This window comes from Nocardia sp. CA-084685 (assembly GCF_050955785.1).
Taxonomy (GTDB): Bacteria; Actinomycetota; Actinomycetes; order Mycobacteriales; family Mycobacteriaceae; genus Nocardia.
On the sequence record NZ_CP192094.1, the window covers coordinates 8,503,520 to 8,516,823 of the forward strand.

Sequence of the window (13,304 nt, forward strand, 5' to 3'; positions counted from 1 at the left end):
TCCCCAGGAGGTAATGCGGTGCAACCACAATGGGTGCCGACCGAATCCGATATCGCCGAGGCGCGCATCACCGACTTCGCCCGGTTCGTGGCCGCACGCACCGGGCAGTCCGCGCCGGAATACCGGACGCTGTGGCAGTGGTCGGTCGATGATCTGCCCGGCTTCTGGGGTGCGCTGTGGGATTACTTCGAGCTCGGTCCGATCGCGGGCGAGGTGCTGGCAAGCGCCGAAATGCCTGGCGCGCAGTGGTTTCCTGGCACCCGGCTGAACTATGTCGATCAGGTGGTACGGCAGTTCCGTACCGACCGGCCCGCCATCATCGGCGTTGCCGAGGACGCACCGGCGCGGGAGGTGTCCTGGAGCGAATTGATCGACAGCACTGCGGCATTCGCGCGCACGCTGCGTTCACTCGGGGTACAGCCGGGTGATCGAGTCGCCGGATACTTGCCGAATATTCCGGAGGCGGTGATCGCCTTTCTGGCGACCGCGAGCATTGGCGCGGTGTGGAGCGCCTGCGGTCAGGACTATTCGGCGAAGGCAGCGTTGGACCGGCTCGGCCAGCTCGAACCCACCGTGCTGATAACAGCCGACGGCTACCGGTTCGGCGGCAAGACCCATGACAAGCGCGAGGACATCGCGGCACTGCGGGCCGGACTCGACACCGTGCGGACAACGGTCGCCGTCTCACAGCTGGGCCTGCCGGTTCCGGACGCACTGACCTGGACCGACGCGGCCACCAATACCGAGGCCGTTGTGATCGAAACCGAGACGGTCGATTTCGACCATCCGCTGTGGATCGTCTTCTCCTCCGGCACAACGGGTCTACCCAAGGGCATCGTGCACGGGCACGGCGGCGTTGTGCTCGAACATCTCAAAGCCGTTGCGCTGCAAGCTGATATCGGTTCCGATGACACCTTCTTGTGGTACACCAGCCCGAGTTGGATGATGTGGAACTTCCAGGTCGCCGGACTGCTGGTCGGTGCGACCATCGTCTGCTACGACGGCAGTCCCACCTATCCGGCTCCGGACGCGCTGTGGCACATCGCATCCCAGGTCGGCGCGACCGTCCTCGGTACCAGTCCGGGCTATGTGCTCGCCTGCATCAAGGCGGCTGCGGTACCGCGCACCGACCACGATCTCACCGCGCTGCGACAGGTCGGCATCACCGGCTCGTCATTGCCGCCCGCATCGGCGGTGTGGTTGAGCGAGAATGTCGGTGACCACGTGCAGGTCGCCTCGATCAGCGGCGGCACCGATGTGGTCTCCGCCTTCATCGGCGGCGCACGGACCGTGCCGACCTGGCCCGGTGAGCTTTCCGCGCCCTACCTCGGTGTCGCGCTGGAAGCCTTCGACGCCGACGGCAAGCCGGTCCGCGACGAGGTCGGCGAACTCGTCATCACCAAACCCATGCCATCCATGCCGGTACGCTTCTGGAACGATCCGGACGGAAGCCGTTACCACGACGCCTATTTCGACATGTTCCCCGGGATCTGGCGGCACGGCGACTGGATCACCATCACCGAACGGGGCAGCATCGTGGTGCACGGCCGCTCCGACTCCACCCTCAACCGGCACGGCATCCGCATGGGCAGCGCCGATATCTACCAATCGGTCGAACGCCTCCCCGAAATCACCGAGGCCCTCGTCATCGGCGCCGAACAACCCGACGGCGGCTACTGGATGCCGCTATTCGTCACCCTCACCCCCGGCACAGACCTCACCGACGACCTGAAAACCCGCATCGAAACCACCATCCGCACCGAGGTCTCCCCTCGCCACGTCCCCGACGAAATCATCGTCGCCCCCGGCATCCCGCACACCCGCACCGGCAAAAAACTCGAGGTCCCGATCAAAAAGCTCTTCCAAGGCGCCGACCCGACGCGCGTCGTCGAACGCAGCGCCGTCGACAACCCGGACCTGCTCGATTGGTACTCCGCCGTCCGCCCAGCCCAGAACTGAACCGGCGGGCAGCCGCCAACGCCATCGGGCTCGCCTTCGCCCTGCCAGTCCCCAACACCCCGCCGACAAGACGCTGAGCCGGAGCTGACGGGGAGCCCGTCGGTATGTGGCTACAATGCCATCAAGAGAAATAGCCACGTTAGGGAGAGCAGCATGGACGTCGGCATTCGAGAACTGCGCGATAACCTCAGTCGCCATCTGGCCGAGGTTCGCTCCGGACGCACGGTGACCGTCACAGACCACGGCCGACCGGTCGCCCGCCTCGTGCCTGTCGGGCAACCGACGCGGCTGGAGCAACTTCGCGCCGAAGGGCGTGTGCAGCCCGCCCGCAAGAAGAAGCAGCCCGCGCCCGAGCCGATTCGTGGCGAGGGCATAGTCAGCGAGCTCATCGAGGAGCAGCGGCGGTGATCGGCTATCTCGATACGTCGGCGTTCGTACCGCTGCTGGTCAGCGAGCCGAGCAGTGAAGCGTGTCGCCGATTCTGGGATGACGCGGACGCCGTTGTGTCGAGCAGACTGCTGTATGTGGAGACCGCGGCCGCACTCGCACAGGCGCACCGTATGGTGCGCCTGGACGACAATGCGTATACGTCATGCCGACGGCTGCTGGACCAGCTCTGGCCACAGCTCGAGATCACCGAAGTGGATGAGGCACTCGTCCGGCGGGCGGCGGAGCTCACCGACCTGCTCGCATTGCGCGGGTACGACGCCATCCACTGCGCTTCGGCAGAACAATTGGAGGACACCGATCTTGTCGTCGCAGCGGGCGACAAGCGCCTCCTCGATGCGTGGAAATCGTTGGGGTTGGCCACCTTCGACACGAATGCGCCCGATGAAACCGCCTGAATGCGGGCGCTGACCCCAAAATAGGGCCGAGCTCCCCCACCTGGGCAAATCAGACCGACCTGGACAGCTGACGGTGGCGAAGTTGTCGATACCATGGCGGCATGAGTGTCGACAATCGCCGTACGGCGCGCAAGGCGGTCAGCGGCGACTCGGCACCGCGCGAGATTCGGCGCAGGCCGAAGAATCGGCGGGCCCAGATCGCGGCGGCGTCGGCGGCCGCATTCGGCGCGCTGGGCTACCACGGTGTGAGCATGGAGGACATCGCGTCCGGGCTCGGGATCAGCTCGGCGGCGCTGTATCGGCACTATCCGAGCAAGTACGCGCTGTTCCGGGAGGAATTGCTGCGGGTGGGCCGGGCCATGACGGAATCGGTAGAGCTGCCAGAGGCGGCGCAGGGCCCGGGGATGGCAGCCGACGAAATCGGCGGGGTGGGTGAACGCAGGACTCCCGAGCAGCGGCTGCGCCAGGTGCTCGACGCTCTGATCGGCGTCACGATCGAGAATCGGCCGACCGTCACCCTGGTGCGCTGGGAGGGTCGCTATCTCGAACCGGAGGATCTGACGGTTCTCACCGACCAACAACTCGCCGTCGTGGGTGCGATCGGTGCGCAATTGGCCGCATTGCGACCGGAACTCGCCGAGGACGAGTTGCGGGTGCTGCGAGCCGCCCTGCTCAGCGCGGTCACCAGCATTGCCGATCACCATGCCAGCCTGCCGGCGAAATCTCTTGCTCGGCTGTTGAGTTCGGCCTGCTGGTCGCTCGTGCCCGCCGAGCTGCCCGCGCTGGAAGCGGATGCCGAACTGCCAGTGGCGGCGGAGATTCCGGATTCTTTCAAGCACGAGCTGTTGCTGCGCAAGGCCGTCGAACTCTTCCACGATCGCGGCTATCCGAATGTCAGTGTCGAGGAAATCGCCACTGCCGCAGGACTTTCCGCCGCGTCGGCGGTGTACCGGTTCTATCGGGGCAAGAGTGATCTGCTCGCGGCCGCGTTCCGACGGGCCGCCGATCGGGTTTCGGGTGCGATCGGCCCGGCGGTGGCCGCGGCAGCCGACGCCGAAGCGGCGCTGATCACACTGATCGAACAGTACGTCGCGGGTTCGTTCTCCGAGCGCGCGTTGACCTTTGTGTATTACACGGAGTTCCAGCATGTTCCGAGCGACGAGCGCACGGTGCTGCGAAATATCCAGCGGCTCAGTGTGGAAGAGTGGGCGCGGCTGCTGCGCGAGGTGCGACCGGAGCTCTCACCTGCCGAGGCCCGGTTCCTGATCCACGCGGCCTTCGCGTTGGTGGTCGATCTGGGGCGCACCTTCAGCACCGAACCGATCGCGTCCCCCGCCCGGGTTCGATTGCTCATGCAGTTGGTCCTGTTCGGCCGTCCCGCCCGCTCGTAGTCTGCACACCGCGCTTGGACAGGCTGACCGTCGCCGAACCATGTATGTTAGTTATCATTCTGCACAGGATTTACGGTGGCGGCCCACGTAAATATCACTTTCTGTAATCGATCGTTCGCCCCCTTTCAGCCCTGGGAAGAGACGTCTAGCAAGCGTCCGTTTGGGCTAACATCGCGGGATGGATGCCGAGGATCCTCGCGCGACGGAGGACGCGACCGCGGGCCGCACCACGCAACCGCGCGCGGTGCGACGCCGCCCGCGCAACCGACGGGCGCAGATCGCCGCTGCCTCAGCGGAGGCCTTCGGCGCATTCGGCTACCACGGCGTGAGCATGGAGGACATCGCCTCGCGCCTAGATATCAGCTCCACCGCGTTGTATCGCCACTATCCGAGCAAATACGCCCTGTTCCGCGAGGAGGCACTGCGGCTGGCCGGGCTGAGCACCGAGGCGGTGCGCCTGCCCGAACAACTGCGCGACCGGCCCGCCGCCGAACGCCTCGACCACATCCTCGATGCGCTGATCGCGGCCTCCATCGCGAATCGCCGCGGCGCCGCCCTACTGCGCTGGCAGAACCGCTATCTGGAAGATGCCGATCGTCAGATCCTCATCGATAACCTGATCGCCACCGATTCGGTCGCCCGCGAACTGCTCGCAGAGACTCGTCCCGAGTTGCCCGACGAGGATCGAGCGGTGCTCTCGGCCGCCGCGATGAGCGTTATCGGCAGCATCTCCGATCATCATGTCGCAGTGCCCGCGCGCGCTTTGGCGGCCTTGCTTCGCTCGGCCTGTCATGCGGTGACCGCATGTGATCTGCCCGCACCAGGCGAGGCGACCGAATCCCTTGGTGCGAAGGAGGTTCCGCTGACCTTCAAGCACGAGCTGTTGCTGGTGCGGGCCATCGAACTGTTTCACGAGCACGGGTATCCCAATGTGAGCGTGGAGGAGATCGCCAATGCGGCGGGCCTGCCCGCCTCCTCGGCGGTGTACCGCTTCTACCGCAGCAAGGGCGACCTGCTCGCGGCCGCGTTTCGCCGTGCGGCGGACCGAGTTTCGGCGGCCATCGGACCCGCCATCGCCGCATCGGATACGCCGGAACAGGCGCTGAGCACCCTGATCGAGCTGTACGTGCAGGGATCTTTCGCCGAGCGTGAGCTGACCTTCGTGTACTACGCGGAGATCAGCAACGTACCGCCGGAGAGCCGCACCGTACTGCGAAATATCCAGCGGCTCAATGTCGAAGAGTGGGCCAAGCTGCTCATCGGGGTCCGACCGGAGCTCTCCGTTGCCGAGGCGCGGGTGCTGGTGCATGCCGCACTGGCATTGGTAGTCGACCTCGGCCAGTGGCTGGGCCCCGATAACCCCCTCTGCTCACAGCAGCGCATCGCACACCTGATGCGAGTCATCCTATTCGGCCGCTGATCGCGGTTCAGTTGCCGAGGTCCATCTCAGCAGGCCACCGGCGCGGGCTCGCCGCGCATCCGACCCTCGAGCCACTGCAGTACCTCGGGGGCACCCTGTACCCCCGCGGACAAATGCTCGGGCGCCGACACCTCCATCGTCCGCAACCGCACCCCGGTACTGCACCACCGGCGGTCGGTGTTGCCGATGGAGCCGACCGGAACAAGCGGGTCGGACGGCGAATGCCATTCGAATATCGGGATTTCCGGCACCCCGGGATAGAGTTCCAGACTGTTCTCCTCCACCACCGACCGCGCCTCACGACTATCGATGAACGACGTACTGGTGACGAACTCGCGAGCGCTGCCGTTGGCGCCCATGGCGAGAATTTCGTTGGTGCAGCTGTTGGCCATGGCGCCACGGAGCGCGAGGCCACGTGGGTTGAGATATGCGCTGGTATGTATTTGATCCGGGTACTCTCGCTCCAGACCGATCGCCGCTGCCATAGCCAGTCCGAAGCCCGGGTGCGGCTCGAGGCCCAGCTGCTGCGCCATCGTCACCAGGTTCTCCGGGACACCACCAATGGCCGCGCCCTGCAGCTGCAGCTCGGATGCGTACGACGGCTGCAGCACGGCCGCCCATCCGGTGGCCAATCCGCCACCGGAGTAGCCGGCCAGCGCTACCGGGCTGTGCTGGACGGCGAATTCGGGCTGCCGTTTCACCGCCCGGATGCTGTCCAATACGATCTGGCCACCCAAACGCCCTGCTCCGAGGGCGAACAGCGGTCCGAGATGATCCGGCAGCGAGATACTCCAACCCCGCTGCAGCACCGCATTCAACATCGACACCGTCGCCCCCAGATTCAGATCGCCGCTGTACAGCGTGTGCGATACCCCGCAGTGCGTACCGAGTGCATTGATGAAGTGCTGATACGACAGCAACGGCGCGTCGGGCTGATGGAAAGGCGGGGTGATGACAGTGGTGGTCGCCGCGATCGGCCCACCGTGCGAGTCGGTGGACCGGAACTTGACCAGTGTGGCCGTGGCTCCGGGGAAGAGGGGCACCGGCGGCAATGCCCGAACGTCGAGCACGTCACCGGGGCCGTGCGCGCCCAGATCCACCGGGGCGGCGTAGAACGGATCGGGATCGGGCAGCGGATACAGCGGTTCCGCAGTGGCCATCGGCGCCAGTGACAGCGCGAGTGCCACACCGCCGAATGCACTGAGGACACGGGACCAGCGGCGTCTCCTGCCGCGGAGAAAGGGAAGAAAAAGACGAGTCACGATCTCTACCTCCACGAGTTGTGCGGGGCATCCATCGACTAGTCGGTGCATTCAAGCGCCAACGGTTGGCAAATTTACAGCGACAGACCGCGGGGTGAGCACAATACATCGAAAATGGCACCGCCACCCGAGCAGCATCGGTCGAATCGGGCGCACGACGACACCTGTGGCAAACATCTAGATATCGCTGCTGCTCGATGCGAACAGGTCCACATCGTCGGATGCGCAGTGTCAGTTAGGCCCGGCGTGGGGGGAGTTCACCTTGTTTACCAGCCAGCGGGCGTCCACCTTTTCCAGGCGCATCACCATGGATAGTTGGCTGGGGCGGCTTGCCCTGGGTGCCCATGCTCGTGCTGGTTCGGCCGATTACCACCGGACCGATGGCCGCGCTGCGCCGCATCCGCAGGAACGGTGATCCGAGCCCGAGACACCCTAGTCCGAGTAGGCGTGCCACATCTGCTCGACGATCGCATCGATATCGGAATGCTCTGGCACCCAACCCAATTGAGCCAAGGCCTTGGACGGATCGCCGACCAGCGAACTCGGCTCCGGCACCGCGGGGCGATGGGTGAGCGCCATACGACGGCCCGATATGTTTTCGACGCAGGCAACTACCTGACCGACGCTCGTGCCCCGTCCGCTACCGATGACGTACCTTTCGATCGCGCCCGGCGGTGGCAGGTGTTCGAGCCCGGCTACGAACGCATTCGCGGCATCGGAAACGTGCACATAGTCACGGACCGCTGTGCCGTCGCCATTGATCTCCAACGGTTCATTCCGTACCGCGGCACTGAGCACCCGGGGAATGAGCCGGGTGGGGTCCGGATCGCGGCCCCCGGCCACATTCAACAGTCGAAGTACAACAGCGGCGACGTCGTGGGCTTCGAGGGCCGATTCGGCCGCCAGTTTGCTACTTGCGTACGGATGGGGCGGGTTATCGTGCAGATCCTCGGTGATCGGCCGTCCGCTGACATCGCCGTAGATCGCGCCGGTCGAGGCGAATACGAGCCGGGGCACCCCGGCGGTCGCCATCGCATCGAGCACGGCGATGGTCCCGACGGTGTTGACCCCGAAATACCGGAGCGGGTCGGCCATCGACTCGCGCACCCGGGTCCGCCCGGCCAGGTGACACACCGCATCCACGCCGTCCACGGCCCGTCGCAGTGCGACGGAGTCGAACAAATCGGCACAGCGAATCTCTTTCGCCTGCACGATGTTCGGTCGCGCAGTGTGCACCATGGCGACAGCGTCGTGACCGGCCTCCGTCAAGGCCGAAACGACAGCTCGGCCGAGGTAACCGGCCGCTCCCGTGACAAGTACGCGCATCGCGCGAGCCTATGGAAGGCCCTGGTCGGCAATCGGATCGGGTAGCGGCGATGTCGAAGATCACCCGATTCACCGCCGCCACAATGTTTCTACCGCTTATCGACAGAGGGCGTGTGAGAGTAGGGGCGTCAGATCGGGCATGGTTTTCGGCGACTTCGTGTAGGCGTAGGTCACCGCCCGACCATCCGGTGTCGCGCCGGAGACCGTGACGAATCCGTATATGCCGCCGGTGTGCCCGACATATTCTGCGCCACAGGGCAGGTGAGTGGAGCCGATACCGAGTCCGTAGTTCATATCCGCCTGCCCCATCGGCACACCGGTCCGCATCTCCCGCAGTTCGGCGGCCGGAACGACCTGCCCGGCCAGCAGCGCCTGATAGAAGCGGTTCAAATCGCTACCGGTGGAGACCATTCCGCCCGCACCCCACGGCACCGAAGGTTCGATACGTGACACATCGGTGACCACACCATCGATATCGGCGTACCCCTTGGGATGCGGCCCCCGGATATCGAGCTCGCCCGGCGCGGGCAGGTAGGTGTCGTCGAGCCCCAACGGCTTCAGGATCCGCTGATTCAACTCGTCTACATATGCCGCACCCGTGACCCGCTCGACCAGCACATCCGCAACGATGTAGTTCGAGTTGCTGTACTCGAAGCGCGCCCCGGGCGCGAAATCCGCTGGCCTGCTGAGGATTATCGCGATCTGCTCGGCCGGTGTCATGATCCGTCCCGCCAGCGCCGCCGCATACTCGTCGACGCGCGGATCATCGGTGAGCTCCGGCAAACCGCTTTGGTGCCGCAGGATCTGACGCACGGTAATCGCCCGGCCATCGATCCCCTCGCCCCGCAACAGCCCCGGCAGATAAGTATCCACCGGCTCATCGAGCCGAATCTTGCCCTCCGCCGCCAACTGCAACACCACCGAACTGGTGAACGTCTTGCTGATACTGCCGATCCGCACCCGCTGCGGCGGCGCGACCGGAATCGGCGCACGAGTACCGATATCGGCCACTCCACTTGTCAGGGTGACCGTCTGCCCGTTCTCGGTCAATGTCGCGATCATCCCCGTGACCCCACCCTCGACCGCCCGATCGATATCTCCCTGGACCACCCGAATCCGGTCCACCGAAACCCCAACCGGCACAGCCGGTTCCGCATCCTTCGCACATCCCGCGAGTAGGACGACCACACCAGCAGCAATACCTAAGGTCAGAATGCGCATGACTCGACGCTAGGAAGTTCCTCCACCCCACACATCCGGGACATCCCCTGAGATCTGCCTGGTGCGAGCCCCTAGCACCAGCGGGTGATGGTCTCTCGCCAACACCCACCCGCTGTGTCCATCGGATCGAGGTTCACCCACATCGAATGCATACCTCGCATACGTTGCAGTACCTGTTGCCGAATTGTTGTGTATTTGGCCAGGACGCAGGGCATGTCGCTATTTCGGCGGTCGCCGAGCAATCGCGCTGAGCCGGAAGTGATTTGATCTGCCGAGTGGGCGGAACAGCCGCCCAGGCGGCGCATTCGGCAACAGGCTCTGCACCCTATGTGCGGTGCTCGCTACTTCTGCGGCAGCCGAGTCTCGGGTGGGAGGTGCGACCGGCGACCGTGGTGCTGGCGGTGTTGTGCTCGCGGCGGAATTTGCTGTCGCAGAGGCATTGACCGCCTCGCAGGGGCTGCGCCTTATGTGCGGTGCTCGCTACTTCTGCGGCAGCCGAGTCTCGGGTGGGGGGGTGCGACCGGCGACCGTGGTGCTGGCGGTGTTGTGCTCGCGGCGGAATTTGTTGTCGCAGAGGCATTGACCGCCTCGCAGCGGCTGCGGTGCCTGTTGCCGAATTGTGGCGTATTTTGGCCGTGACACAATCACGTCGCTATTTCGTCGGCAGCCGCGCAATCATGCTGAGCCGGACGTGATTTGATCCCCCGAGTGTGTGACGATGATGTGACGGAATAGCCGCCCGGCGGCGAATTCGGCAACAGCCACGCAACTTGTGCGCGGTGGTCACTGGTTATGCGACAGCCTTCGACCCCGAGACCCGGCCACGCGGTTTCGGTGGGTGATGACCGCACCTGTGTCACAGCTCATGGGGGATCAGTGCTTGTGTTGGAGCACACTCCAACTTCTAGAGTTCGGGGCATGACCAACACACAGGCCTCTGCCAGCAATGATCGTTTCGAGCGCGGACTGGAGCTGCTTCGGCAGGTCGGTGGGCAGGAGCGGCCCGCGGTGCTGGACAGTCTCGCGGATATCGCACCGGACCTCGGGCGGCTGACCGTCGAATTCGGGTACGGCGACATTCTCTCGCGGCCGGGGTTGACGTTGCGGCAGCGGCAGTTGGCGACGGTGTCGGCGCTGGCTGCGATGGGAAATGCCGCGCCACAGTTGCGGTTCCATATCGACGGGGCGCTGAATGTCGGGTGCACCCGGGAGGAGATCGTGGAGACGCTGATCCACGTCAGCGTGTATGCCGGGTTCCCTGCCGCGCTGAACGGACTGGGTGCGGCGCGCGAAGTGTTCGAAGCCCGTACCGATCTCCCCGCACCGGCCGAACCGACACCGGCACCGACCGGTGACCGGTTCGAGCGCGGGAGCGCCAAGCTCGCCGAGATCGACGGGCACGCAGGCGAACAGGTCATCGCCTCGCTGCGCGATATCGCACCGGATCTGGGGCGCTACATCATCGAATACTCCTTCGGCGATGTGTATTCGCGTCCCGGCCTTGATCTGAAGACTCGTGAAATGGTCACCGTCGCCATGTGCACCGCACTCGGCACCGTGGCGCCGCAACTGGGTGTACACATCCACGGCCTGCTGAATGTCGGCGGCACCGAGACCGAGGTCGTCGAAATCATCACGCAGATGGCGGGTTATGCCGGGTTTCCGGCGGCGCTCAACGCAATCACCGTGGCACGCAACGTTTTCACTGAGCGTGCGCGGCACTGAACGCTCTAACCCGTTGCGACGCTGGGTAACCCAGCGTCGCACCGAGACCCCTCATCCGAGCATCGGCTACTTTTCGGCGGCGCGCCGGAAGCAGTGCGCGGAGGCGGCCAGATACTGTCGGCAGTGGGCGCCGTGGCCGGCGTGAACGGACAGTACGAAACGCGCTCGGTCATCGGTCAGACCCACCGGCTCTTGATTGCAGTCGCGGCTCTGCACGAGCCACAATTCCCGTATGTCCGAATGCAAAACGTCCATTGTTCACCTCCGCTGAAGAGATAAGTGCACCCAGCACCGGCGGCCCCACCGGAACCCGCCTGCAACGCTGTGGATCGGACAGCGTCGGGACCGTGAGTCGAGCTCCGCCGGAGCCGGCACCCCCGAAAGGGTTTGGGGCACAAACCCGGTGCCGGGTACCGCTTCAGCGTGCACGTTGCGATTCGGTGGATAACAGAGCCGAATGCGGTAAATGCGAGTAATTTCCGATTGATTCAGCCGTACAAGGGAGCGGGGACCTATGGTTGAGGTCGACTGGACCGGCGAAGACGTACTCGCTCTTCGCGTGGCGATGAAGCGAAGTCGCTATGAGTTCGCACGCCTGGTGGGCGTCACCCCGCGCACCGTGATCTTGTGGGAGAACGGCCGGACAACCCGGATGCATGCCGCAAGCAGGCGTTTGCTCGATCGAGTGCTATCGGAGGCCGATTCGGTCGTCGTCGCGCGATTCGAGCGCGCGATCACGGGCCCGACGGCGGCCCGCGATACCGAAGATACGAGCGCGGCGCTCGATCGGATACAGCTCGGTAGGGACATCGGGCTCGACAAGGAAGTCGAGGATGACGACGTGAGAAGGCGATTGTTATTGGCCTGCATCGGCGCGGGCGTGGCCGGTCAGGCGGCCGAGATGGTCACGAGCGAACCGGAGAAGATGCTCGCCACCCTGGATGCGGGTTCGATGAGCGAACGACGGCTCGGCCTGCTCGAGCAATCCGTCGAGGCGCTCGGCACCCGCGTCGTGCAGGTCCCGCCGCACGAGTTGCTGCATACCACGCTCGACCAATTCCGGGCAGTGCGCGGCTGTCTCGCGGAGCGACAGGCGACCCATCATCAAATCCGACTGGTCCGTACGGCCGGCCGACTGGCGAATGTGGTCGGCGAAATTCTGTTCAACGAGGGACATTTCGGTCAGGCCCGATTGTGGTACACCACCGCAATTCATGCCGCCCAGGACATCGGAGATCGCTATTCGGAGGACATCGCACTGGCGGGATTGGCATATTTACCCACCTATAGCGATAACCCGAAGGAAGTTTTGAACCTACTCAGCCCGCGCCTCGAAGAAAATCCGGGCCACGGTCCGGCAGCGGCGTGGTTGTGGGGAATGGCCGCCCGTGCGCACGCCAGCCTCGGCAATTTCGAAGGCTTCACCCGCTGCATCTTCAAATCCGAGCAGGCGCTGGAAAATGTGCCCACGGAACAACTCTCGATCGGCATCTTTTCCTTCCGGCCGGAGAAGCTCGCCTTCTATCAGGCGATCGGCTACTCCCGCTTGGGCCGCCCCGAGCAGACCGCCCTGGCATCCGAGCGAGCTATCGGGCTCTACGACCCCAGCGAGACCATGGAACCCGCGCTGGTCCGGTTCGAACACGCCACCGCGTTGCTGGCCTCGGGCGAGGTGGACGAGGCGTGCGCGGTGGCTACCCGGGCGATCACCAATGGCCACACCTACGTCGGCCTCACCGTCACCAAGCGCGCCAAACAGTTCGATACCGCGCTGTCGGGTTTCCGGGGGCGTGCCGTCGCCGATTGGCGCGAGCAGGCTCGGATGGTCGTCGATACGCCACGCACCAGGGCATGAGGCGATAGGGCGCGCCGGTCGGCAGGGGGGTGTACGAACCGGCGCGCCCTACCTATTCAGTTGGCTTCGGGCCGCGTCGCGGTAATGAGCGAATTGGGACGCATATCCAGCCAGTTGGATTCGACGTACTTCAGGCAGGAGCGGCGCGTGGCCGCGCCGTAGGCGACGGTCCAGCCGCCGGGGACGGCAGCGAAGATCGGCCACAGGGAGTGCTGGCCCTCGGCATTGATCAGGACGTAGAACTGGGCGTCATCGTCATCGAATGGGTTGGGCATTGATCGGCCTTCCTGGTTGGGACGT

At 64.9% G+C, this 13,304-nt stretch carries 11 protein-coding genes; 7 read left to right on the forward strand and 4 right to left on the reverse strand.

Features of this window, described 5'->3' with window-relative positions; all coding sequences use genetic code 11:
- The first annotated feature begins 18 nt into the window (after window positions 1-18).
- The 5 genes from ACQP2U_RS37360 (at window position 19) to ACQP2U_RS37380 (ending at window position 5,615) form a co-directional block, all read left to right on the forward strand.
- The gene (locus ACQP2U_RS37360; RefSeq protein WP_433711864.1) at window positions 19-1,959 is read left to right on the forward strand and encodes an acetoacetate--CoA ligase; all 1,941 of its coding nucleotides are present in this window, start codon (window positions 19-21) and stop codon (window positions 1,957-1,959) included.
- Between the two features lie 153 nt (window positions 1,960-2,112).
- Window positions 2,113-2,367 carry a type II toxin-antitoxin system Phd/YefM family antitoxin gene (locus ACQP2U_RS37365; protein WP_397037435.1) on the forward strand — a complete coding sequence of 85 codons (255 nt, stop codon included), beginning with the start codon at window positions 2,113-2,115 and terminating at the stop codon, window positions 2,365-2,367.
- Window positions 2,364-2,804, forward strand: a complete 441-nt coding sequence (locus tag ACQP2U_RS37370; RefSeq protein WP_433711865.1) for a type II toxin-antitoxin system VapC family toxin — start codon at window positions 2,364-2,366, stop codon at window positions 2,802-2,804. The genes ACQP2U_RS37365 and ACQP2U_RS37370 overlap by 4 nt, the downstream gene beginning before the upstream one ends.
- A 101-nt stretch (window positions 2,805-2,905) precedes the next feature.
- On the forward strand, window positions 2,906-4,195 hold the full coding sequence (locus ACQP2U_RS37375; RefSeq protein WP_433711866.1) for a TetR/AcrR family transcriptional regulator: 1,290 nt from the start codon (window positions 2,906-2,908) through the stop codon (window positions 4,193-4,195).
- Between the two features lie 178 nt (window positions 4,196-4,373).
- Complete coding sequence (locus ACQP2U_RS37380) at window positions 4,374-5,615, forward strand: TetR/AcrR family transcriptional regulator (protein ID WP_433711867.1); 1,242 nt, start codon at window positions 4,374-4,376, stop codon at window positions 5,613-5,615.
- Window positions 5,616-5,641: 26 nt separating this feature from the next.
- Here the strand turns inward: ACQP2U_RS37380 and ACQP2U_RS37385 are convergent, their stop codons facing one another.
- The 3 genes from ACQP2U_RS37385 to ACQP2U_RS37395 form a co-directional block, all read right to left on the reverse strand.
- Window positions 5,642-6,775 (reverse strand): lipase family protein, encoded by a 1,134-nt coding sequence (locus ACQP2U_RS37385; RefSeq protein WP_433711868.1) that lies wholly within the window; start codon window positions 6,773-6,775, stop codon window positions 5,642-5,644.
- Window positions 6,776-7,309: 534 nt separating this feature from the next.
- Window positions 7,310-8,203: an NAD-dependent epimerase/dehydratase family protein gene (locus tag ACQP2U_RS37390; RefSeq protein WP_433711869.1), complete on the reverse strand. Its 894-nt coding sequence runs from the start codon at window positions 8,201-8,203 to the stop codon at window positions 7,310-7,312.
- 96 nt (window positions 8,204-8,299) lie between these two features.
- Window positions 8,300-9,424, reverse strand: a complete 1,125-nt coding sequence (locus tag ACQP2U_RS37395) for a serine hydrolase domain-containing protein (protein WP_433711871.1) — start codon at window positions 9,422-9,424, stop codon at window positions 8,300-8,302.
- Between the two features lie 918 nt (window positions 9,425-10,342).
- Here ACQP2U_RS37395 and ACQP2U_RS37400 point away from each other — a divergent pair.
- On the forward strand, window positions 10,343-11,149 hold the full coding sequence (locus ACQP2U_RS37400) for a carboxymuconolactone decarboxylase family protein (protein ID WP_433711872.1): 807 nt from the start codon (window positions 10,343-10,345) through the stop codon (window positions 11,147-11,149).
- 514 nt (window positions 11,150-11,663) lie between these two features.
- Window positions 11,664-13,004: a helix-turn-helix domain-containing protein gene (locus tag ACQP2U_RS37405; RefSeq protein WP_433711873.1), complete on the forward strand. Its 1,341-nt coding sequence runs from the start codon at window positions 11,664-11,666 to the stop codon at window positions 13,002-13,004.
- A gap of 56 nt (window positions 13,005-13,060) precedes the next feature.
- On the opposite strand, the gene ACQP2U_RS37410 is transcribed toward ACQP2U_RS37405, so the two are convergent.
- Entirely contained in the window at window positions 13,061-13,279 is a 219-nt protein-coding gene (locus ACQP2U_RS37410; protein ID WP_433711874.1) for an MbtH family protein, read from the reverse strand.
- Window positions 13,280-13,304: the final 25 nt, after the last annotated feature.